General features: G+C 46.3%; 21 protein-coding genes. 13 read left to right on the forward strand and 8 right to left on the reverse strand.

What is annotated here, in order from left to right:
• On the forward strand, positions 1 to 184 hold a 184-nt coding region (locus JGK36_RS16850; RefSeq protein ID WP_293193663.1), incomplete at its 5' end, for a hypothetical protein.
• A gap of 25 nt (positions 185 to 209) precedes the next feature.
• Here JGK36_RS16850 and JGK36_RS16855 read toward each other — a convergent pair.
• Positions 210 to 1,379 (reverse strand): DUF58 domain-containing protein, encoded by a 1,170-nt coding sequence (locus JGK36_RS16855; protein WP_293185252.1) that lies wholly within the window; start codon positions 1,377 to 1,379, stop codon positions 210 to 212.
• Positions 1,380 to 1,663: 284 nt separating this feature from the next.
• On the opposite strand from JGK36_RS16855, the gene JGK36_RS16860 reads away from it, so the two are divergent.
• Complete coding sequence (locus tag JGK36_RS16860; protein WP_293193665.1) at positions 1,664 to 2,962, forward strand: type IV pilus twitching motility protein PilT; 1,299 nt, start codon at positions 1,664 to 1,666, stop codon at positions 2,960 to 2,962.
• A gap of 369 nt (positions 2,963 to 3,331) precedes the next feature.
• Here JGK36_RS16860 and JGK36_RS16865 read toward each other — a convergent pair whose 3' ends face one another.
• Complete coding sequence (locus JGK36_RS16865; RefSeq protein ID WP_293143535.1) at positions 3,332 to 3,487, reverse strand: transposase family protein; 156 nt, start codon at positions 3,485 to 3,487, stop codon at positions 3,332 to 3,334.
• 382 nt (positions 3,488 to 3,869) lie between these two features.
• On the reverse strand, positions 3,870 to 4,373 hold the full coding sequence (locus JGK36_RS16870) for a hypothetical protein (RefSeq protein ID WP_293143532.1): 504 nt from the start codon (positions 4,371 to 4,373) through the stop codon (positions 3,870 to 3,872).
• 143 nt (positions 4,374 to 4,516) lie between these two features.
• Between JGK36_RS16870 and JGK36_RS16875 the strand changes: the two genes are divergently transcribed.
• The 4 genes from JGK36_RS16875 to JGK36_RS16890 all read left to right on the forward strand — a co-directional run bounded on the left by JGK36_RS16875 (position 4,517) and on the right by JGK36_RS16890 (position 9,953).
• On the forward strand, positions 4,517 to 4,759 hold the full coding sequence (locus JGK36_RS16875) for a hypothetical protein (protein ID WP_293185248.1): 243 nt from the start codon (positions 4,517 to 4,519) through the stop codon (positions 4,757 to 4,759).
• Positions 4,760 to 5,048: 289 nt separating this feature from the next.
• Positions 5,049 to 6,131, forward strand: a complete 1,083-nt coding sequence (locus tag JGK36_RS16880) for an ATP-dependent 6-phosphofructokinase (protein ID WP_293185247.1) — start codon at positions 5,049 to 5,051, stop codon at positions 6,129 to 6,131.
• Between the two features lie 612 nt (positions 6,132 to 6,743).
• Positions 6,744 to 8,195 carry a YcjF family protein gene (locus tag JGK36_RS16885; protein WP_293197624.1) on the forward strand — a complete coding sequence of 484 codons (1,452 nt, stop codon included), beginning with the start codon at positions 6,744 to 6,746 and terminating at the stop codon, positions 8,193 to 8,195.
• A 270-nt stretch (positions 8,196 to 8,465) separates the two neighbouring features.
• Entirely contained in the window at positions 8,466 to 9,953 is a 1,488-nt protein-coding gene (locus JGK36_RS16890) for a DUF697 domain-containing protein (protein WP_293197626.1), read from the forward strand.
• A 599-nt stretch (positions 9,954 to 10,552) separates the two neighbouring features.
• On the opposite strand, the gene JGK36_RS16895 is transcribed toward JGK36_RS16890, so the two are convergent.
• Complete coding sequence (locus JGK36_RS16895) at positions 10,553 to 11,242, reverse strand: hypothetical protein (protein WP_293185242.1); 690 nt, start codon at positions 11,240 to 11,242, stop codon at positions 10,553 to 10,555.
• 142 nt (positions 11,243 to 11,384) lie between these two features.
• Positions 11,385 to 12,242 carry a TlyA family RNA methyltransferase gene (locus JGK36_RS16900; protein ID WP_293185241.1) on the reverse strand — a complete coding sequence of 286 codons (858 nt, stop codon included), beginning with the start codon at positions 12,240 to 12,242 and terminating at the stop codon, positions 11,385 to 11,387.
• A gap of 302 nt (positions 12,243 to 12,544) precedes the next feature.
• Between JGK36_RS16900 and JGK36_RS16905 the strand changes: the two genes are divergently transcribed.
• On the forward strand, positions 12,545 to 12,742 hold the full coding sequence (locus JGK36_RS16905) for a hypothetical protein (RefSeq protein WP_293197628.1): 198 nt from the start codon (positions 12,545 to 12,547) through the stop codon (positions 12,740 to 12,742).
• Positions 12,743 to 12,948: 206 nt separating this feature from the next.
• On the opposite strand, the gene apcB is transcribed toward JGK36_RS16905, so the two are convergent.
• Positions 12,949 to 13,458 carry an allophycocyanin subunit beta gene (gene apcB / locus JGK36_RS16910; protein ID WP_293143500.1) on the reverse strand — a complete coding sequence of 170 codons (510 nt, stop codon included), beginning with the start codon at positions 13,456 to 13,458 and terminating at the stop codon, positions 12,949 to 12,951.
• A 358-nt stretch (positions 13,459 to 13,816) separates the two neighbouring features.
• Between apcB and glnA the strand changes: the two genes are divergently transcribed.
• The gene (gene glnA, locus JGK36_RS16915) at positions 13,817 to 15,238 is read left to right on the forward strand and encodes a type I glutamate--ammonia ligase (RefSeq protein ID WP_293185237.1); all 1,422 of its coding nucleotides are present in this window, start codon (positions 13,817 to 13,819) and stop codon (positions 15,236 to 15,238) included.
• 83 nt (positions 15,239 to 15,321) lie between these two features.
• Here glnA and JGK36_RS16920 read toward each other — a convergent pair whose 3' ends face one another.
• On the reverse strand, positions 15,322 to 15,765 hold the full coding sequence (locus tag JGK36_RS16920) for a hypothetical protein (RefSeq protein WP_293185236.1): 444 nt from the start codon (positions 15,763 to 15,765) through the stop codon (positions 15,322 to 15,324).
• Between the two features lie 407 nt (positions 15,766 to 16,172).
• Positions 16,173 to 17,387 (reverse strand): transposase, encoded by a 1,215-nt coding sequence (locus JGK36_RS16925; RefSeq protein ID WP_293185234.1) that lies wholly within the window; start codon positions 17,385 to 17,387, stop codon positions 16,173 to 16,175.
• A gap of 256 nt (positions 17,388 to 17,643) precedes the next feature.
• Between JGK36_RS16925 and JGK36_RS16930 the strand changes: the two genes are divergently transcribed.
• The 5 genes from JGK36_RS16930 to JGK36_RS16950 all read left to right on the forward strand — a co-directional run bounded on the left by JGK36_RS16930 (position 17,644) and on the right by JGK36_RS16950 (position 23,409).
• Positions 17,644 to 18,954 carry an SPFH domain-containing protein gene (locus JGK36_RS16930; protein ID WP_293201007.1) on the forward strand — a complete coding sequence of 437 codons (1,311 nt, stop codon included), beginning with the start codon at positions 17,644 to 17,646 and terminating at the stop codon, positions 18,952 to 18,954.
• A gap of 930 nt (positions 18,955 to 19,884) precedes the next feature.
• Positions 19,885 to 20,199 (forward strand): YkvA family protein, encoded by a 315-nt coding sequence (locus JGK36_RS16935; protein WP_293185232.1) that lies wholly within the window; start codon positions 19,885 to 19,887, stop codon positions 20,197 to 20,199.
• Between the two features lie 317 nt (positions 20,200 to 20,516).
• Positions 20,517 to 21,560, forward strand: a complete 1,044-nt coding sequence (gene lpxD, locus JGK36_RS16940; RefSeq protein WP_293197632.1) for a UDP-3-O-(3-hydroxymyristoyl)glucosamine N-acyltransferase — start codon at positions 20,517 to 20,519, stop codon at positions 21,558 to 21,560.
• Between the two features lie 198 nt (positions 21,561 to 21,758).
• Positions 21,759 to 22,190, forward strand: coding sequence for an AbrB family transcriptional regulator (locus JGK36_RS16945; RefSeq protein ID WP_293185253.1), 432 nt, complete (start codon positions 21,759 to 21,761; stop codon positions 22,188 to 22,190).
• 355 nt (positions 22,191 to 22,545) lie between these two features.
• On the forward strand, positions 22,546 to 23,409 hold the full coding sequence (locus JGK36_RS16950) for a CPBP family intramembrane glutamic endopeptidase (protein WP_293185230.1): 864 nt from the start codon (positions 22,546 to 22,548) through the stop codon (positions 23,407 to 23,409).
• Positions 23,410 to 23,567 lie beyond the last annotated feature (158 nt).

The following is a 23,567-nucleotide window of genomic DNA, read 5'->3' on the forward strand; positions in this document are numbered from 1 at the left end:
CAGAATTCTGCTGTTACTGGATTTGACCGGAAACGATATTATCTCCTGTCGCGAGCGGGGACGCTCGCACTGGCAGAATTCTGCTGTTACTGGATTTGAGATGATACCGGAAACGATATTATCTCCTGTCGCGAGCGGGGACGCTCGCACTGGCAGAATTCTGCTGTCACCGGATTTGATATGATAGCGGAAAACTTATCCACTCAATCTTAATAACTAATTGCTCTTTCTAAAGCATCTTGTAACTGAAGTTCTAAAGGTCTATCCGAGCGAATTTCTAAACCAGGTAAATCATGTTTCACTAACAGTTTTTCGCCTGTTTCCGCAGTGGAACTCGGCCAGAGTACCCAACGACTACCTTGGGTAAGAGTGCTTAAACTTGCAGAGTTTTGAGTTAGCCAAATGATCGATAGTTGCGATCGACTATCGATCGCATCTTCGGCAGCATTAACCGCCGCCAAGGTTTCCAAAACTACCCGGTTCCCCGAGACAAGTCCGGTTCCGGCCGTCCAAAGTTTGACGTTTAACAGGCGCTTGCTAGCATAGAAGTAAAGAGACGCTGCTACTGTCACCGCTCGTTCAAATTCCTCTGGTTGCCACAATGCAGCGCTGTCGAGAGCAATAATAATTTCTTGGCCGCCTGCTGCAACTTCTAACTCTCTCACCCGCAGTTCTCCGTAGCGGGCGCTGGTGCGCCAGTGAATCAGGCGGGTGGGGTCTCCGTGACGGTAAGGTCTCAGGTTGCGGGTGAGGCCTTCGGTAGCGGTTTGCGATCGCAGGCGATCGTACAATTGCGGACTGTCTTCTTGACCGATGCGATCGATCAAAGGGCAAGTGCTCAACGGCAAAACCTGCGGGTAAACCACCGCCACCGCTTTTACCGGGCGGCTGCGACGGCACCAAAACAACCCTAAAGGCGCCGCCGTCCTCAAGTGCACCTCTTGCCAGCGATAGACGCCCCGCTGCCGGACTTCCACGTAGTATGTATCCCTGTATATACTTTTAGGCTCTACGATCTCGATCGGGCGGACAAGCTCTTTTCCCAATACAAACGGTAAGATGTCTACCACTTGCAACAAGGTTTTAGGTTGGCGGGCGCTATTTTCGATTTCTAGTTCCACGGTGATTTTATCGCCCGCACTCACAGGTTCGATCGGGTGGCGGCGGACTTCCAAGGAACGCAGCGATTTTGCAGGCAAAACCGCAGCTACTACCAGCAGCGCCAAACTGCCACCGCTGAGCGCGTACAGCCACCCAGACATTGTATTAGTAGCAGACCCAAAAAAGAACACCGTCATCCCCGAGAGCAGCCAACCCGCGTAGGCAGGAGTAACAGCGCGATTTTCGAGCCAGTCGGCAATTTTGTGACGGATGTTCATAGGAGTTAAAACTGTTAATTGCTCGATCGCCCATCAAGCCTAATTGTAAAATATTCTCAGCATTTGGCACCGAATTAGCAAGCGAGCGATTAGATTAGAAATCGGGAATTTTTTCAATGATACTTTGACCCCGCCCAATAACGGATACAAGATCCCGACACTCGATCGCGCACGGTCAATCCCCAAATTTTAGACCATAGTTGAAACTCCCAGATTCACGGCGCTGCGAGTCAATCTAAAATCTAAAATCTAAAATCTAAAATCGACTCACTGGAGACTAAAAAATGAACCCATTAAACAATCCTACACCCGTTAAACCCGACCCTCAAGCCCGCCGCACACCCCCGCCACCGCCGCCCTTGGCTGCAACTCCCGCGCCACCACCACCGGCGCCTGCTGCACACCCCCTGGCGCAACAGCAGCATCAGCAGCAACAGCAGCGGGCTGTTGAGACTCCCGTAAGTACGATCGAACAAATGGTCAGAGATGCCCATACCGCCTCGGCTTCCGACATTCACATTCGAGTCGGTCAAGTACCTCGATTTCGGATTCGGGGCGTCATGCAAGTAGCAACCAGCCACCCCAAAGTCACGCCAGAAATTTTTGAACATTACTTAGCCGAAATTCTCACCCCCGAACAGCGAAAACAGTTTGCAGCTACCAAGGAATTAGATGCAGCAATTTTTTACCCGGGCTTCGTGCGGTGTCGGCTAAACTGTTTTGATTCCCTCAGTGGTGGCGCCCTAGTATTGCGGTTGATCAGTTTAGAAATACCCACTATCGACTCCTTGAGGTTGCCAGAAGTTCTCAAAAAGGTCATTTTGCGATCGCAAGGATTAATTTTGATTACCGGGCCTACCGGTTCCGGGAAATCGACAACAGTCGCTGCGATGATCGACCACCTCAATCAGACGGAACAGAAGCACGTAGTTACAATTGAAGACCCGATCGAATTCATTCACCCTTCTAAAAAATGCTTGGTCAGCCAGCGGGAAGTCGGCTTGCACACCCACGAGTTCCAGCAGGCTTTGCGGGCAGTTTTGCGGGAAGACCCCGATGTCATCCTGATCGGGGAAATGCGCGATCGCGTTACCATCAATACAGCCTTGCAAGCAGCTCAAACTGGTCACTTAGTATTGGGAACCCTCCACACTCGCAGCGCCATCAACGCTCTTAACCGCTTGTTAAACCTCTACCCACCTGAGGAACAGCAGGCGATGCGGATTCAAATTTGCGATTCTTTAGTAGCAGTAATTGCCCAACTTTTGCTGCCAACAGTTGACAACCGCCGCGTCGCAGTTCACGATATTTTGGTGAACACGCCAGCCATGCACGATTACTTGATGAAAGGTGATGATGATGAAGCTTTCCGGTTGATGCAAAATGACACCTACGAAGGCATGAAGATTATCAACCAGGATCTTTACAAACTCGTACTTGAAGGTAGAGTGACAATCGAAGAAGCCACAAAAACTTCTCCCGAAGCCAGCGATTTAGACCGCCGCTTGCGGACAGGAGGCTACGAAGTTGGGTCGGCTCGAGACTTTGAAGGTAGCAAAAAAGAAAGGAGCGTTCGCGCCTAGCCTAATAGCAACATACATACAGGGGTAGGCACAGCAAGCCTACCCCACAAATTAATACCATTTAACGCACTTGCCATCTAGGTTGTAGGACTGCTACTTTGAGAGAGTTCAGGGAGCGCTGCGACTAATACCTTCACCATATAGTCATCGCTCATAAAAATCAATACCGGATGCGGGAAACAAGCGTGACTTTAGTCCTTCCTAGGGAAGCGGCTCGGGGGACTTCAGTCAAGAGTGTTCTTTCTTTGCTATTTCTATTAAAATATTGGGCGTTGCTTAATCATGGTATGAAAAAAATAAGTTTAAAATCCAAAACCTTTGTGGATACTGGTTTCTATGACAGACCTATTTAGCCTTTCATACCGTAAATCAGCAACGCCCCCAGTTATCGAAGGCGGCTTCCATCTGTTTGGGGTGGAGACGTTCAATCACCCGCCGAAAGCTATCTGGGCTGGGGATGCCATTGGGGAGTGCTAAGAAGGTGGAGAGCCAAGCTTGTTTGCTACTGCCATAGAGTTCCACCATGGCTTAAGAGCTTTGTCCGCCTGCAATGGTGGAGAGAATCGCAACGATCAGAATATCGGATAAAGGATGCCATTGTCCCCGTTCGACTCGCTCGATCTTCGACGGATTTAAAACAGTCTACTAATCCTTGGCTTAAGGCTGATATTTCTAAGGGAACCGCACTCCTGTGTGGGCAGCTCAACAGCGGGCAGCGGGCGCAAATCCTTGAGACATAACGGGAACCAAGAGGTGGGAATACCCAGAGAGTGTCACCTTGTGTCAGCCTCGAAGCGAGGAAATCTAACAAACCTTTAGCATTGCACCTTTAACCTCAGTATCTGGCTTATTAATCTGTATCCTGAGCTACTATTTAACGTGCGCTTACCCTGCCTACAGTTAGCTACTATTTCGCTGATTTCTGTGCCTTTTTTTCCGATTCTACAGATTGCAAAGCTTCGTCCAGAATTGCCCGAGCTTCCTCAGCTTTGCCCCTAGCTTCTCGATAGCGGACATTAGCTTGAGCGAAGTTTTTGAGAACCTTAAAACCGTCTTTCAGACGACCAATTTCCTCCGCACTCACAGGCTCATCTGTAAACAAAATATCGATCGCCTCCCGGATTTTTAGGGCTTCTTCCCGGGATTCCATCACCTTCAATTTGAGACTTGCCAAATTGCTCAAAATCTGCACTGCTTCAGTAATTGCGTCCTCGCCGTCAGACACAGCAGCATCTTCGATAACTTCAACAAACTGCTTGGGCCCAAATCCTTCTGCGAGCTCTGTAGGTAGCTTCCCTTCATCCATCAGCAGCATCAGCTTATCCATCGCTTCTTCGCGGGCTTTCGCTGAATCTTTCCCTTTGACAGTTAAAATAATTTCGGGGCTTTGAGGAAGTGTATAACGAACCATATTTTGACCACAAGTATGCGAAAACAATTGAATGATATTTTATTTTATCTTGATTCGATCGCCTGTTGCAGCTATCCATCGGCTCCCTTGCCAACCTCTTGCCAAAAGTTGACACATATACACTCAAAAAGGAACCATCGACCATGAAAGATAAAATTCTTAACTTCCTCAACTTGATTTTAGTCGCTGATGTGTTTTTCGTCTTGGCTATTTTTGGGTGGTTTGCGATCGCCGTTGCAGGGCGATCGACTGGCGTAAATCTCGGTTTCGATTTATGGTACAGTCTGTGGCAGCCCGTATTTAATCCTGCCCTCGGTATTTTGATGGGCGGTGCAATTCTCAGCGGTATCGTTAACCAAGTTTCTAAACGCCTCAATCCCAAGTAAAATTTATGTTGTATTTGAGACGGTGATTTGGGACGCTACGAAAGTTAGCTATCAAGCTTGTAGGGTGCATCAGAGATGAGCTGCTCAATTAGGTGAAGCTTGAAAATACATAAGTATGTCATTGCCAGTGAAACAAAGTGAAACGAAGCAATCACAAAGGTTATCATAGCTTTACATTCTGTTACAGAGTAAAGTTTGTTTGTAACTACTTACGTCAAAAATCAGGATTGAACGAATCGGAATCTGAAAATATCAACCATGTTCTGAGGAACAAAAGTTTGGCTTAATTATGGGAGAACAAAAACGTATCGGCATTCTCACCAGCGGGGGTGACTGTGCAGGCTTAAACGCCGTGATTAGAGCCGTTGTTTACCGCGCGACGGGAACATACAATTGGCAAGTGATGGGCATTCGTCAAGCCACCAAAGGATTGATGAGTCGCCCTCCTGAAGCAACACCCTTGAATATTGAGAAAGTAGATTCCTGGCTGACTATTGGGGGTACAATGCTAGGCACTACCAATGAGGGCAATCCTTTTGCTTTCCCGATGCCTGATGGAACTTTGCGCGATCGCTCTGATGATATTATTGAAGGCTATCATCAACTAGGTTTGGATGCCTTAATTGGGATTGGTGGCGATGGCAGTCTTGCCATTCTCCGAAAGATTGCCAACGCAGGTAATTTGAATTTAGTTGCTATTCCTAAAACTATTGATAATGATGTCGGTATTACCGAGCGTTCGATCGGTTTTGATACTGCTGTCAATATTGCCACAGAAGCACTCGATCGCTTACATTTTACAGCGGCCAGTCACAGCCGCGTGATGATTGTTGAAGTCATGGGACGCGATGCCGGACATATTGCGATTAGTGCCGGAATTGCTGGCGGTGCTGATATAATTCTGATTCCCGAAATTCCTTACAAAATTTCCGAAATCTGCGCCAAAGTTCAAGAACGCCAACAACGCGGAAAAAACTACTGTTTAATTATAGTAGCGGAGGCTGTGCGGACAGAAGCAGGCGAGTTAGTAATGCACACAAATCGCTTAGGCCAAAGTCGATTAGGTGGCATAGGTCAGTATTTAGCTGATACAATTTCTGATTGTAGCGGTGCAGAAACTCGCGTCACAGTTTTGGGACACATTCAACGCGGAGGAACGCCTTCTCCGCTAGAAAGATTAATTGCTTCGGCTTTTGGTGTCGCAGCAGTTGATTTAGTTGCCGAAAAGAAATTTGACCGCATGGTATCTTGGCAACAACGAGAAGTTGTGAGTGTTCCGCTGGAAGATGCGATCGCCAAATACAGACCTGTAGACTTCGATGGTACTCTGGTTAAAACGGCCCGCGGTTTGGGAATTTGTCTGGGAGATTAGATAATTACCTAGACTTTTTCACCAAAAAGAATGGGTTTGAAGCCCCGTCCTTATAGGACGGCTTTTCTTCCCTACGGAACATGAAAATTGCTATAATAAGTTTGAGTAAGAATAACCATCTATGCGAAGAAGTGTTTGATTAGGGAACAACCCCCGTGTTATCTCGTCTCGATACGTCCGTAGCCTGGGTAAACAAGTAATGGTGAACACAGAGCGTACCTATCTGGCATTGTGATGGCAGGACGAAAGCAAAGGAAAAGTAAGCACGATTGCAATACTCGCAAGATGTAGTTGTTTTGAGTGTGTAGAGGCGATTTGACAGCGCCTTTAAGACTAAAGTTGTGGTTTTAAGAATCTCCGTGGCGTTGACTCCCGGAGAGTGTCAAATATCAACAGTTTGTAGTAATAACTTCACTTTTTGCTGGCTTAACTCAACAGCAAGGACTGAAGTCCTTACTACAAACTTTTTGAACTTCCGCAAAAGGTTTATGGTATAATCCGCCCGATCGCCCGATCGCCAGTTTGGATGTCGCAGAGGTACGATGGAATATAGGGAGGGAGACCAAGCCCGGTAAGGTTAAGCTTGGCGATAATACCCACAGGAAGGGAAAAATGACACTTAACTTGCGGCGACCAATTTTGATAGGCGGAATAGGACTTTCAGCAGCGCTTTGGCTGTTGGAAACTCTACAGCATTCGGGTTCAGAAATGGGAGAAACGGCACTCATCGGCTTGACGGCTGCCGGTGCGGGGTATTGGTGGTGGAAACAACAATCTCCCACACTCGAACTCGAACTCCCGCAGCCCCTGGCCAAGCGGGAAGCAGCCGAAAAAGCGATCGCGCAGGCCGAAGCAGCAATTAAATTGCTCGCCTCAGAAGCTCAAAACTCGGTAAATCCGGCTCATCTAACAGCAAAGCTCGATCGACTCAAAGCCGAATTAGACAGACAAGATTTGCGGATTACCGTAACTGGCGGCAAAGCTGTCGGTAAAACTGCCTTAATTCAAGTTTTAAATTCTAATTGGGCATCCCAAGACTCACAACAGCAGATTTTCTCAGAAACAGCACCGCTATTTGCCAATACCACAAATTCCGATGCCAAAATCGGCGGTGATTTAGTGCTGTTTGTCACGGCGGGCGACATCACGGATTCCGAGTTTCAAACATTATCTCAACTAGCGTCCGCAGGTCAGCGCGTGCTGCTAGTTTTGAACAAACTAGACCAATATTTGCCAGCGCAGCAGTCGCAAATTTTGCAGCAGTTGCACCAAAGAATGCAAGGAATATTGGGGACAGAAGATATAATTGCGATCGCAGCTTCCCCTAATTCGATTAAAGTGCGGCAGCACCAAGCAGACGGCACTGTTCAAGAACGGATTGAAACTCAAGTCTCTCAACTCGAACCGCTGACAGCAAGATTGACTCAAATCGTCACTCAAGAAGGGCAACAGTTGGTCTGGGCGAGTGCTGTGCGGGAAGCTGCAACGGTTAAATTAGAAGCAAAAACTTGCTTGAATGTCGTGAGGCGCGATCGGGCAATGCCCATCATCGAACAATATCAGTATATCGCCGCCGCCGCCGTTTTTGCCAACCCAGTTGCCGCCTTAGACTTGCTAGCCACAACCGCCATCAGCACCCAACTGGTAATCGACCTCGGCGCTATCTACAAGCAAGAGTTTTCCTTAGACCAAGCTAAGACAGTAGCGGCAACTTTGGCAACCCAAATGTTCAAACTGGGATTGGTAGAAGTGTCTACCCAAACTATTACTGGACTGCTCAAAAGCAATGCCGTTACCTATGCAGCCGGAGGCGCGGTGCAGGGAATTAGTGCAGCCTATTTTACCAGAATAGCTGGACTAAGTTTGATTGAATATTTCCAAAATCAAGAACTGGAAAATGCAGCCAAAGGCATTTTCAGTCTCAATCAGTTGACGAAAACTTTGCAAGCAGTATTTCAGCAAAATCAACAAGTTTCCTTCTTGCAATCTTTCGTCAATCAAATTGCAAGTCGTCTCTCGCCTCAGACATCTGGGGCCCAGGTTGTTAATTCGGCCGCCAATTAAATACTCCTGGAAGCAGGGGCGGCGAGAAATCGAGTCTGTCTGACGATTAGGCCTAGATCCCCTAAAAAAGGGGATCTGACCTCTTAGGTACGTAGTTGCGCTTGAGCGCTCTTTCATATATATAAATAAGAGCGCTCAAGCGCAACTACGTACCTTGATTGCATGGGACAGTTGGGTAAGTCCTAAAATTTATCAAAAATTGTATTAAAATAAGAAAGAGAATGTTATATTTCTACGCTCAATTACATAGCTTAAAAAAGCCGATCGCCAATGGCTGACAATTCCCTTCAAGAAAATCGCCTATCCCTCGCCCGCGCCAGTTTGCGCCAAGCCCTCGCGCGCTACTCCTACCTGCGCCAAGGCAAAAAAAACTCGAACAACACAGAATTAGAAGCCGCCCTGCAAACTCAGTTAGATATTTTAACTTCTACCTCCGAAAAACTTGACAACAAGGTAATTAGGATTGCTACTTTCGGGCTAGTCAGTCGCGGCAAATCAGCCGTATTAAACGCGCTGTTGGGTCAAAAAATCCTGCAAACAGGCCCCCTCAACGGCGTGACTCAGTGGCCTCGTTCTGTACGTTGGAATGTGCCTTTAACCTTCCTGGAGGGCGTAGAACCCCCCCAACCCCCCCTTGGTAAGGGGGGGCAGGGGGGGGTTCAAGTAGAATTAATTGATACTCCCGGACTTGATGAAGTTGGCGGGGAAGTGCGCGGCGAGATGGCGAAACAAGTCACTCGCCAAGCTGACTTAATTCTGTTTGTGGTAGCTGGCGATATCACTCGCACTGAATATCAAGCTTTGTGCGAATTACAAACTGCTCAAAAGCCGCTAATTTTAGTTTTTAATAAAATTGATCTGTATCCAGAATTAGACAGAAAAGCTATTTACCAAAGTTTGCAAGCGCTGGGAAATTCCGAACAGCTAGCAGCCGAGGCGGTAACAGATAAGGAAGATTGGGACGATTTGGACGATCGCCAAAATAACATCCCTGCTCCTAAATCTACAGCAAAACCACCCGCTAAAATTGCCAAATCCTTAGAAATAGTCATGGTAGCCGCCGAACCCGCACCGATGCAAGTGCGCGTAGAATGGTCAGATGGAAGTATCACCAACGAATGGGAATCGCCGCCTCCCCAAATAGACGAACTCAAACACACAATTTTGACAATTCTTAACAGAGAAGGGCGATCGCTCCTCGCACTTAATGCTTTAGTAGAAGCTAGAGATGCCGAAGCAAATCTTGCTCATCAAGTTCTCAAATTGCGCCAAACAGAAGCCGATGATTTAATCTGGCAATTTGCCAAATACAAAGCTTTAGCTGTCGGCTTAAATCCTGTTGCTTTCCTGGATGTCATGGGCGCAACTGTTGCAGATTTAGCCTTAATTCGCTCTTTATCCAGACTTTACTGTTTACCGATGACTGGTTACGAAGCCGGCAAACTTTGGCAAACTATTTTCTCCAGCGCAGGAGGCGTACTTTTGGGAGAATTAGGTAGCAGTTTCCTCTTGGGATTTGGGAAAAGTGCGGCCGCTGTCGCCCCACAAATCGGCTTTTCGACTTTCGCCGGAGTCGCTGTCACTCAAGCTAGTTTAGCAGCCTACGGAACCTACGCTGTCGGTCGCGCCGCCCAAGTTTATTTAGAAAGAGGCTGCACCTGGGGCCCCCTGGGACAGGATACTGTCATTCAAGAGATTCTAGCTACCATCGAGCGCAATACAATTATCGATCGCTTGCAGCAAGAATTCAAAATATGACACAAACCACAGCCATATTACGCGAACTGAAGCCGAGGGATTTTTTCCCGAGTCGTATCAAGATTTCCCCGAAATTACAGAATTGGTCAACTGATTGCTGTGTCATAAACATCGCAGTTGAGTAGGGTGCATCAGAACAAAAAAGGTACGTAGTTGCGCTTGAGCGCTCTTAACAAAGGTACGTAGTTGCGCTTGAGCGCTCTTAAAAAGGTACGTAGTTGCGCTTGAGCGCTCTTAAAAAAGGTACGTAGTTGCGCTTGAGCGCTCTTAAAAAAGGTAGGTAGTTGCGCTTGAGCGCTCTTAAAAAAGGTACGTAGTTGCGCTTGAGCGCTCTTAAAAAAGGTACGTAGTTGCGCTTCAGCGCTCTTTCTTATATATAAGAGCGCTGGGATTATCTCAGTTTTATTGTTATAGTGATGTCCACGAAGAGCAAGTATTATACAGCTCGCTCTTTGTGGACAGCACTGTAAAAAAAATGGTTTTTGCACAACAAATGAGATGCTCCCAGAGCGCTGAAGCGCAACTACGTACCTGCTCCCAGAGCGCTGAAGCGCAACTACGTACCTGAAAATTAGATAAGCACCCCACAGCTTGTATTCTTATCGTCCCGCGATTCTCACACCTTCCCTAAAATGAACAATCGTCGCAATTACCGCAATACAAAAGTAGAATATTCTAATCAGCCAAAAACAAACCCGCATTGACCAAGAAACAATCGTCGGAGCAACACCAGTTAACTGCACAAATCTCGAATTAACCTTTTTTTCAAAGCTGTCGAGGTCTTTCATCTCAGATTGTTTTGTGGGAATCACCGGAAACTGACCTGTATATACATAATAACCGAGAAAACCTTCCACTCCTACCTTTCGGTTCAAAAATGAGTTGGTTAATGTTGCAGTTTCCGCCGGCGCTAACTTATCCGATTCCGCTACTTTGTCCAGCCAAGAATTATATCTGATGGCTGGCGTACTCATGAAAACTATGGGAACTATAGGTATCAACAAAGCCGCACTAATTTGGCGACTGTATTTAGGATGTAGCAGTTTTGTCGCGATGCCAAATCCCATGCCGATAAAAGCAAATACCAATATATTTAACAGTTCAATAATTTCGATGCCCCTCAACAAATCACCGATAATCAGAATTGTATATAATAATTTATCTGCCAGTAGCAGAGCTGCGAACTTGATGAGAATTGACACGCCTACAATAGTAGCTGCAATCGCCAGATAACCTATGCCACCTAGGACGTACAAGAAAATCGAACCGACTTGTTTTAATGGCTGCATGGAATTATTCACTCTTGTGAAAGTTTAGGAGTCTGATTGACAAAACAATTTAAAATTTTAGATAAATCTGGCTCTCCACATTTGAGTCTTAAAATTGATTAGTTTGACATTTTGCAGTCAATCTAAAATCTAAAATCTAAAATCACTTGACAAGTTCCTGCGCGGCCGCTTTTGCGACTTGTGCGATCCGTTCCTTCACAACACCCTCTTCGTTAGCGCAGCCCTCGAAGAGGATCGCACTTTGGTCTGGTTCCTGTTCGCGATCGATCCCCAACCATAGAAGATACTCGATATTACCGGCCGGGCCAAGTAAAGGCGACCACGTTAAGCCTCTTTCCTGCCATCCTAAAGCTGTAGCTGCCTTCCACACTTGAAAAATCGCATCGGCTTGAGTTGCCGAGTCTCTGACTACGCCTTTTTTCCCGACGCGATCGCGCCCCACCTCAAATTGCGGCTTTACCAACAATACCGCTTCTCGCGGTGGTGCCAACAATTCCCACAGCGCCGGTAAAACCTTATCCAGCGAAATAAACGACACATCTACTACCGCCAAATCTGCTCGCGGTGAGTCGCCGTAAAGCTCCGCAGCAGTCATGTAGCGCAAATTGGTGCGTTCTTTCAAAATTACCCTCGGATCGTTGCGTAAGCGCCAATCAGCTTGACCGTAGCCAACATCGATCCCGTATACCAGTGCCGCACCGGCTTGCAGCAAGCAGTCGGTAAAACCGCCTGTGGAAATGCCGCCGTCGAGACAGATTCTGCCCGCGACGGGAATTGCAAATATTTCTAAAGCTTTGGCTAATTTGTCGCCGCCTCTGGAAACGTAGCGCGATCGCTGTTTAATCAAAATATTGGCTGCAATGTCAACCTCAGTGCCCGGTTTGTCAATTACCTGTTGGTCGATCGAGACTTGGCCAGTCCGAATCAAGGCTTGAGCTTGTTGTCGGGAGGTACATAAATCCAGGTCTACCAATAAAGTGTCTATTCGTTGTTTAGCCAAGATGTTTAATCTGTACGGATAGGGTTAAGGACTGTATCAGATTAGCACTTACGCAAAAACCCGACTGCGGATTTTTTATAATTATTTGGGTTTTCCGAGGGCGATGCCCTCACATCAGCATTTGTATAGTATTTTGAAGCTCGATCGCCGATCGCTCCTACCCCACATGATGTGACTGAGATCGCTATGAGCCTGTAGTTTTATCACACATCGACATTCGTAGAATCACATAAAAAATGTCGCAAATCAAAGATTATGTAAATACAGGGGAATGCGCTACAAACACAATCAGGGCGATGGACATGAAAAAAACGAACTTTCCGATCAGAAATTCTAACATTTGTCAAGAAAATCCTCTGGCCTTCGTCAGCGGCAACCTAATCCACATTCTTTACCCCAACGGCGAAGTAGAAGCAATCAGCACCGACCAAATCAACCGCCACCACACGAAAAATTCCCTCGACAAATGCCTCGTCTGGGGATATGTCGGCGATTTTTAATACCAATTTCCAACAAGAATACAAATGAAGAGCCAACTCCAAACCCTTAGGCAGTAAGTCATTGTCTATTCTTTAAGCCCCAATCGAAAATGGTATAATCCGTAAAAAAGATCGCTTTTCTGCTGTGATGCCAAAAAAGCGATCGAGAGCCTGCTACGTGCAAGCCACAAAAGCAATTTGCTGCTAAAAAAACCAGCTTGCTTGACTTAAATATCTTGTTCGCTCAATTCGCGAATCATGTAATCAAAAGGCTGTTCTAGAAAAGGCCCGACAGACAAGCCGGCAGATTCAACCTGAGCCTTAACCATCTCCTTCATAATGCTAATCCCCATTACCGTCGGGCCGATGGGAACGCTCAGAGAATTGTAAGTTTCTCGCAAACCTTGGAGCACGCGCTCGTCGAGCACATCGGTACTTCCAGCCACCAAGGCGTAAGTAGCGTAGCGCAAGTAGTAGTCCATATCTCGCAGACAAGCCGCGTAGCGACGAGTTGTGTAGGCATTACCACCGGGACGAATCAGTTCGGGCTGTTCTGCAAATAGCTGAATACCAGCTTGCTTGACAATAGCCGCAGCATTGCTGTTAATCGCTGCTGCTGCTTGTACCCGTGCTGTGCCAGTTGCAAAATAAGATTTCAACCGATCGATACCATCTCGGTCTAAATACCTACCAGCAACATCATAATTTTCAATCAGACTCGTCACGGCATCGCGCATAAGTTTCTCTCCCAAAAATCTTTATCAATACTTTGCTATCTGAGATAGACCGCCTATTGTAGACTACTACAAATCGGCCTTTGATTAAGATTTGAGATAGGATTTGCACACAGGGTAGTCCCTCCCCGGCAAATGACCGCCAAGTTCAGCCGTTTGCCTGATATCAACAGCCGAAACACAGACAAGGCAATCATCACAAATTGTCCTGCCCCACTAGACCCACTTTAATATTTTGTATCTATTGTTACAAAACTGTGGGTACTCAAGGCATACGATCGCGCAAACATTCTGAAATCTGCCGTTAGCGAAGCACTCGTTGCAGGATCGCCCGCAACAAAACCAATATCAGGAGTAAGTCATGTTCCAGACACCCCAAGAAGCCCTCAACTACATAAAAGAAAATAAGATCCAGATCGTCGATCTGAAATTCATCGATATGCCGGGGATCTGGCAACACCTTTCCCTGTACCACGACCAAATCGACGAAACCGCCTTCACCGACGGCGTACCCTTCGACGGTTCCAGCATTCGGGGCTGGAAAGCCATCAACGAATCAGACATGACAATGGTCATCGATCCTACCACCGCGTGGATGGACCCGTTCATGGCAGAACCCACCATCAGCTTCATTTGCAGCATCAAAGAACCCCGCACCGGCGAACCGTACAGCCGCTGTCCCCGGACGATCGCCCAAAAAGCCATAGACTACCTGCTGACCACCGGTCTCGGCGATACAGCATTCTTCGGCCCAGAAGCAGAATTCTTCATTTTTGACGACGTTCGCTTCGACCAAACCCAAAATTCCGGGTATTATTACGTAGATTCCGTCGAAGGTCGCTGGAATTCCGGCAAAGAAGAAGCAGGCGGCAACCTCGGCTACAAACCGCGTTACAAAGAAGGTTATTTCCCAGTAGCACCAACCGATACCTCTCAAGACATGAGAACGGAAATGCTGCTGACAATGGCCAAATGCGGCGTACCAATCGAAAAGCACCACCACGAAGTCGCCACCGGCGGGCAGTGCGAACTCGGTTTCCGGTTTGCCACATTAGTCCAAGCCGCAGACTACTTGCTGACATACAAATACGTCATCAAAAACGTCGGCAAAAAATACGGCAAAACCATCACCTTCATGCCCAAACCGCTGTTTAACGACAACGGTTCCGGGATGCACGTTCACCAGTCGATTTGGAAAGACGGCCAACCGCTATTTGCAGGCGATCAATATGCAGGTTTCAGTCAAATGGGACTGCATTACATCGGCGGCATTCTCAAGCACGCCCCGGCACTTTTGGCAATCACCAACCCGACGACCAACTCCTACAAGCGGTTAGTTCCGGGCTTTGAAGCGCCTGTAAACTTAGCTTATTCTCAAGGAAATCGATCGGCATCAGTGCGAATTCCCCTTTCCGGGAACAACCCGAAAGCCAAGCGCTTAGAATTCCGCTGTCCCGACGCCACATCCAACCCCTATTTAGCCTTTGCAGCGATGCTGTGTGCAGGCTTAGACGGCATCAAAAATCAAATCGATCCGGGCGAACCTTTGGATGTGGATATCTACGATCTTTCCCCGGAAGAATTAGCGAAAGTTCCTTCTACTCCCGGTTCCTTGGAAGGGGCGTTAGAAGCTTTAGAAAAAGACCACGCTTTCTTAACAGAAACAGGCGTCTTTACTGAAGACTTCATCCAAACCTGGATTTCTTACAAACTCGACAACGAAGTCAACCCGATGCGGTTACGTCCTCACCCTTACGAGTTTGCTTTGTACTACGACTGTTAGAAAATTAAGAATCAAAAATGGAAATTATGCCATTTTTAATGCTTAATTAAAAAGAACGCCGCCCTAAAAAAACGGCGTTTTTTTTAGAACTTCTGGATCAGCGCCCAGACTTTGCCTTTACCGGAGACTATCTCGGCGACACCGCGAGTAGTAGCGCCCATTGTAGCGTCAGAGACATTCTCTACTGCCCATTTATTTGCTTTCTCATCAACGATGAATAAATCGTCAGCGGCAGTGCCTTCCTGAAGGCGATATATCTTATTCAGGATGAAACGTCGCCGCGCCTCAGCTTTTGGTAGGCCCCTAACTTCATCTGGATCGACAGATAGGACACTACCTGGTTTTAATGTACCTTTTGAAGTCTTAAAATTGCGATCGCTCTTTGCTGCTATTTGCACCCTGTGAAGTGGCAAACTTAACTGAGTTTCAGAGATAATCCAAACCGCAGCTAGCGCCCCACTTTTTCCCAAACCCAGAACCGCTGCAAAGGCTGTAAAAATTAACAAAGGCTTGAAATAATTCATCATATTTGTGCTTCTTTGTGTGTAATGTGCTGCTTGGAGATGGTGTCCGAAGACAATTACCCCGATCGAACCTTATTGATTGCGGGTAATTGATGGGAGGCGTTGCTGATTGACGGTATGAAAGGCTAAATATGCCAGTCAGAGAAACCAGTATCGACAAAGCTTGGGAATTTTCAACTTATTTTTTTCATACCCTGTGATTATAAATTAGCAATTAGCAATCAAGTAAGTAAGTACGTGAGAATAATTATTTTGATAGAACCCATTTAATATAGTTTCCGGTTGTATCGGTATTGTTTAAACCGTTAACAGTTAACTGTTAACCGTCAACATCACCTGACGGTGCAACCGGAATTGATATTAGATGCAAACTAGATCCAGTACGTGGTGACATACTCCTACACTGACTCTTAGAGTACAGTGTAGGCTTCCAAGACAATCCGGCTATCGCTTAGGAGACTCTTGGCTTTAAGAACGGGATGCCCCACCGCTCTGTTCTTTATATTTATCGCTGCATTATGGTCACGGTCTAGACTACATCCACAATGGGGGCAGTCGTGCCAGCGTTGATACAGTTTTTTAGGAACTTTCACACCACAATTAGAACAATCTTGACTCGTACCAGACGCTTGAACCGGGATCACCAATAAACCAGCTTTCTCGGCTTTGTTTATCAGTATCGACAGAAAGCTTGACCATCCAGCATCAAGTACAGACTTTGCTAACCGGGTACGCGCAAGTCCCTTAACATTCAAATCTTCAACTGCAACAACATCATATTTTTCCAATAAGTTGTTCGCCGTTTTGAAATGAAAATCTTTGCGTTTGTCTGCAACTTTTTTATGTTGTTTGCCTAGTTGTTTTACTGCTTTTTGTCTGCGATTACTACCTTTTTTACGACGAGAGACACGTTTTTGAATAACTTTTAAACGTTTCTGTGATTTTCGGTAGTGTTGGGGAATAGCAACAGTTTCACCTTCAGAAGTTGTCAAAAACTCCTTTAGACCAACATCAATCCCAGTCATTGACCTTGGATTTATATCAGGCTTGATTTCGGGAACGGTTGAATCTTCCAAGCTTAGAGTTACATAGTAACCGTCAGCTTTTTTCGTGATAGATGCGGTTTTAATTTTAAAATCATCCGGTAGCGGTCGATGCAAAATAACTTTAATTTGACCTAATTTGGGCAAAGAAATTCTACCATTGGCAATACAATCAGGTTTAATTCTTGGGTATAAGAAAGTTCTGTATCTACTACGAGCTTTAAATCTTGGTTTTCCGCTACGTTTTCCGTTGCTATCCCCCTTTACAAATCGGTCAAAAGTTGTTTTCACTCGCTTGACAACATCCTGCAAAACATCGGAATAAACATCTTTGTAATGAGGATGCGTCTCTTTCAACTTAGGGAGTGTTCTTTTTTGCCCAAAATATTCGGGGTAATCTCGCAGCTCCGGGAGATGACAAACAAGTGGACAGGCATTGATTGGACAACGATTTTGCTCATACCAATTAAATCTATCTGCCAGCAAATAATTATATTGAGCGCAACACATAGACAACCATCGGTCTATTTCTTGCGCTTGCTGTTTTGTTGGACGTAGCTTGTATTGGTATGCCGTTTTCACCTGTTATTTACCTCCTGTTATAGATATGATAGCATAGACGTGATAACAATGGGTAGACAAAAATATGAAAACTACAAGATTAAATGTGCGGATGTCCGAACGTCGATTGAATAAATTAAGGGCGTATGCAGTAAGTAAAGATAAAACAGTAACCCAAATAGTGGAGGACTGGGTTGACCAACTGCCGAACACAGAAATTGGCAAAAACTCAACTACCCTTCTCCCGGTCATTTTTGCGGATTGATATGGTCAAAGGGTGTCTCATTTTTGCCTCGCAATTCCTCTCATCACCTCCCTTCGGGTAGGTGAGAGGCTCCTTGCTGTTCGTGCTGAATGGGGACTCGTGGAGGCGTACAGTATAGAAGTTGCCGAACAGGCACACCGATCGCCCGATCGACCGCCAGCAATTTGTTACCCTAAAAGTAGAATCATTCCTCCCTCAACGCATCCCATGAACAACGCCTCTCCCCTGATTCAAACCGTGACTCCAGAACGCTGGGCCGGGTTTAGCATGGACTTCATAGGGGCGGGTTGCACAGGTTTGTTGGTCAAAAACGGCCGCGCCGTGCGTACCCTGAAATCCGGGCGCCATTTCAGCTTCGCCCTTCCCCTACTGGAACAGTGTCAAATTGTCCTCGTAGATACCAAACTTCGCAACTTGGACGTGCAGTCCCACGGAGATTTTTTGTCTAAGGATAGATTTTTAATTGATGCGACTTTGACGGTTATTTATCAAGTTATAGATCCGAAACGGGTAGCTTTGGAATTGTCCGATCCGATCGCGGCTTTAGCAAGTGCAGTTAAAGATTGTATGGGATTAGCGATCGGGCAATTTTCTTTACAACAGCTTATCACCCAAGGTCGGCTGTTGCTGCGCCAAAATTTGCTCGATCGCGTCCAAGACTTTTATCCCCTAGGTTTTAATTTAGAAGACGTGCGAATTGGCGATGTCAGCTTCCCCGAAACCAACGGAGTGATTCGCCAAGTTGAGGGAATGAGTGCGCGACAGGAAGCAGAAAATTCGGCCGCCCTGCAAATGAGAATTGCTGAAGCTGGCCGCCCGATCGCACCTCAAGCTCCCGTCCAGCAGTTAAACTTAATTTCAGGTCATTCTCCGGCGAGTCTTCCAGCTTCTGAAACAGCAGCATCATTCGATCGCGATTTGCAACAACTGACAGAACAACTCGCTCAAAATAGTCTCCCACCCGCGAGAAATTCACCTTCACTTGCACCGACGGTACTCGCCAGCAGCGATCGCAAAAATACTGCCTATTTAATCTACAAGTTTTCTGGACAGGCGATCGGTTTAACGGCTAATCCTTTTACAATTGGACGCGAACCTACCAACAGTTTAGTTTTGCAAGATCCGCAAAGTTCGCGCTACCACGCCCAAATCCGCCGCGCCACTGACGAAGTTGGCAAACAGCGATATCAACTTGTCGATAGCGGCAGTTCCAACGGCACTTTTGTCGGAGGGCAGAGGCTGGCTGCTAATGAGCCTTTTTGGTTGGCAAATGGTTGCGAAATTGCGATCGGCGACCAAAAATGGGTGTTTCAAGACGGGTGAAAACTACCCTTTTTTCGATCGAACTTAACGCCCTGTCCAAACTCGGACTACGGGTATTTTCTGATACTAATTTTATTTATTTGTACTTAGGCTGACCGTAGGGCGATCGGTGAGAATAGTAGCTGTAAAAATCGGATTTTCAAACCCATACCGAGATTAATGTCAGCCTGAAATCCAATGAATGCAAGGATTGTGGGAAAGAAGTTACAGGATGAATGTGTATTTTGACTGAGTTTTAACCCGAAAAATGTCAGTAATTCGGGCGATCGACCGCATCGCGAAGTTCAAAAAAAGTAGGTGTCAACTTATACCAAAAAACTGTTCCTTAGTGAACCGTTTTATTTGTTCAAATATGGTAGATCCTAAGACAAGATATTTTGAGTTTCGACGATCGAAATATTAGCAATCAACCGATCGCCCACATCCCAAAACAAAAATAATAGGTGTTATTTTATACTAAAAAAAGGTTCTTGCACGAACATTTTGATTATTGAAAATATGAGGAGGAAATCAGACTAATTTAAGATTGAGGGAGGCCAATAAATTGAACTGATAAATTGTGTGCAAGTCACGATCGCATAAAAGTACAAAATTTAGGCAAAATCTTTAGTTGTCTATATTTTAGAGAGGGAGAATTGGCAAATTATGGAAGAGATCGAGGCGCCATTCGAGCAAGGAGTCAAGTAGCTGCACGATCGGGATTTTGAGCAGGCGATCGCGCTTTCCCTTGCAAGTGCTGCAACTCGATCCCAACTATACCGACGCTTGGAAGTGTCCCGGCTTGGCCTTCGGACACGTGAAGCACATCGCCCGTACCCAATTCCAAATGTCCCTGAGTAGAATTCTCTTCCCAACCCTAGGGGGGATATCTCCACAAGCATTTCGAGGGAGAATTTGTCAAGATTGAAAATATAACGAGAGGACAACCCCATGAGCTTTTCTATACAATCGATTTATACCTGGTACCGCGAGACGCTCCGCAACCCCAAGTACCGCTGGTGGATTATTCTGGGAACACTGGCATATCTGGTAAGCCCGATCGACATTGCGCCGGATTTCCTCCCCGTAGTCGGACAAATTGACGATGTGGCGATCGCAGTATTGCTGATTTCCGAAGTGTCCCAAATGGCGATCGACTATTTTAAATCCCGCCAAACACAGACAGCCTCAGCCTCAGAACCAACCGACACCTATTCAGAAGGGACACCCCGCACCGTAGATGTAGAAGCCTCTTCTGTACAATAGTTGCCAAAAATAACTGAATAGTTTACAGCTTTTTGAGAGTGAGTGGGAGCAGAAAACATCGGCTCCCTTTTGCATGGGCGCTGCTAAACTCATGGGTGGGCGATCGAACAGGTTCTTCGTGAGGACTTCAGTCCTTTCCAGGTTCTTCGTTTCCAGGTTCTTCGTGAGGACTTCAGTCCTTTCCAGGTTCTTCGTGAGGACTTCAGTCCTCATAATTTTAAAGAATAAAAACTGAGGACTAAAGTCCTGACTACAAACAATCGAACATGATATGATTTTGAGCTTGAGGAATCGGTGTTAACAGCAAATTTTTATTTATGCAGTTTAGCGACTTAGTAGAAAAACTGAATTTAGCCAACAGTCACAGCCTAAATGCCTCCAGCGCGGACGATCGAGAAATTACAGGCACCGCCCCAGTCGATGAAGCCACATCGGGTACGATCAGTTACATAGAAGGAGCTAAATTTGCCGCTCATGCAGCCACTACAAACGCTTCAGCCTTAATTTTACCCTTAGATGAAGGCTTGCAAGCTCAATGCAGCGATCGCAACATTGCTTGGATTTCCGCAGCAGATCCGCGATTGCTATTTGCTCAAACCATCGGCCTTTTTTACCAACCATTTCGCCCAGCATCCGAAATACATCCCTCCGCTACAGTTCACCCCGAAGCTGAAATCGGTGAAAATGTCAGTATCGGCCCCCACAGCGTGATTCAAGCAAAAGTCAAAATCGGCAATAACGTTTGCATTCATCCAAATGTCGTAATTTACCCAGATGCAGTAATTGGCGAAAATACAGTTCTACACGCTAACTGTGTGATTCACGAACGTGCTCGGATCGGGGCAAATTGCGTCATTCACAGCGGTGCGGCGATCGGTTCCGAAGGTTTTGGGTTCGTGCCGACAGCCTCAGGATGGGTGAAAATGGAGCAGTCTGGCTGCACGGTATTGGAAGAGGGCGTTGAGGTGGGCTGCAACAGCACGATCGACAGGCCCGCCGTCGGAGAAACCCGCATCGGCCAGAATACCAAAATCGACAATTTAGTACACGTAGGTCACGGCTGTCAAATCGGGAAAAATTGCGCTTTTGCCGCCCACGTCGGCTTAGCGGGCGGAGTAATAATTGGCAATAATGTAATTTTGGCAGGTCAAGTAGGAATAGCCAATCAAGCTAAAATTGGAGATGGCGCGATCGCCACAGCCAAAGCCGGAATTCACAGCGACGTGCCCGCAGGTGCGATCGTGACTGGGGTTCCAGCAATTCCCCACAAACTCTTTCTCAAAGCCGCTGCTGTGTACAACCGCTTACCCGAAATGTACCAGTCCCTGAGACAAATTCAGCGCCGGATCGATCGCCTTTGAAGGAAGAACTCCGATGGAAGCCGCGAGAAAGCACAAGCTGGAAGGCTTAATTATCAAAGGTTTTATTTTTTTAGAGTTTTGCTGAAAAATATTTTTAGTAAAACGCATAAATTTAAGTATATATTTTTGATAATGCTACAAATCGGCACAAAAGCTTATTTGCAAATCGCAGGTATTCCCCGATCGCTTCTCAACATAATGATTGAAACTGCCACAGATCCACTTACAGGAAAAGCCCTGCTTCAAAAACTCAAAGAACTCGCTCACTTGCCCAAACGAGAAACCGCAAAACACTGCGGCTACTACTCTACAACAAAAAACGATCGCACCCGCGTTAATCTCAGCGGTTTTTACAATGCTGTACTCGCCGCCAAGGGGATTCCCTTAAGTTCAGAACGCAAAAAAGATGGTCGGGGTAGAGAAGCAGCTTATCGCGCCAGCGTCCACAAAAACGGTCAAATTGTACTCGGTACGGCTTACACTGAATCGATGGGATTAACACCCGGAGATCGGTTTGAAATTAAGTTGGGTTACAAGCACATTCACCTGATCCAGGTAGATGGCGATCGCAGTCAGGATCGGAATCCGAGCTCAAGCGAGGAAGACGAAACCGATAATGCCGAGGAATAATGCTTTAAGACCACTAAGGTGAAGATAAATTAACAATTAATCTCTAATTCGATTAATTGTGCATCTTCCAACGATCGCACGGGTATAATGCCGATAAAACCGGGTTTGACATTATAGCATTTCCGGTAAATGACTTAAAAAAAGTTTGTAGTGAGGACTTTAGTCAAGCGTAATGGATGCGGACTAAAGTCCTCACTACAAACCTATTTTATTGTGTGGTTCTAGCTAACATGATTTTATTAGTCAATATCCGATCGCCAAACCAAACATATTCGGCAGAAACCTGGTTTAACAGCGTAAGTCCTATTACCCATAAATCGCTGCACTCTCTTCTATTTGTGAGACAATCGCTTAAATGTGGAACAGCCTGAATAACCTGCGACTGGTGTCGCCATCAATACCGGCAATTGTCAAAGTAATTGTTTTTTTCTCAACTTGGGCTTGTTTGTGGCTGCCCGTAGCAATTATACTGGCGATCGCCCTCAAATGGCATCCGCCCCAACCCTTAGGCAACAAAAAACTGCCTTTACTAGCTTCCCTCTACTTAATTGTCCCCTTAATTTTGTGGGCGACAACTTGGATCGAAGGCGCATCTTTGGCTGACTGGGGTTGGGATTGGCAACCCGCAACTTTCATATCCTCGCTGCTGGGATTAACATTAGCAGTAGTCAGCTTAACCATTTTGTTCGGCGTGCAATTAACCGCTGGTTGGCTGGAACTACAAAACACCAAAGTTCAAACCGAAACAGGCGAAACAATCATTCATTTTCCGGCTTCAATTCTGAAGCCTTCAACTCTCGTGACTCTGTTATTAGCCCTGTGGATTAGCGCGACAGAAGAGTTAATCTTTCGCGGCTGTTTGCAAAATCTACTCCAGCAAGATTACTCAATACTAACCGCAGGTGCGATCGCCAGTTTGATTTTTGCGATCGCCCACCTAATTTGGGCAGCAAAAGAAACTATACCGCAACTACCTGGATTGTGGCTGATGGGTCTGGTTTTAATTTTAGCCCGCATCACCGACAATGGTAGCTTAGGATTGGCGATCGGACTCCACGCCGGATGGATTTGGGGTATAACTACCGTAGATACAGAAGGACTAATTAATCAAACCAACAAAGTACCGGAATGGATTACAGGAATAGCAGCAAAACCCCTCGCAGGTGCGGCCGGAATCCTGTTATTGCTAGCAACAGCAGCCGTAATTTTGTTAATCTAAATAAGACTTATTGCTAGAGGTATGTTGTTGGGCTTTAGCCCTCAGATAGCTGAGGTATATTGTTAGGCTTTAGCCCTCAGATAGCTGAGGTATGTTGTTGGGCTTTAGCCCTCAGATAGCTGAGGTATGTTGTTGGGCTTTAGCCCTCAGATAGCTGA

It is taken from the genome of Microcoleus sp. PH2017_35_SFW_U_B (genome assembly GCF_020737865.1).
Taxonomy (GTDB): domain Bacteria; phylum Cyanobacteriota; class Cyanobacteriia; order Cyanobacteriales; family Microcoleaceae; genus Microcoleus.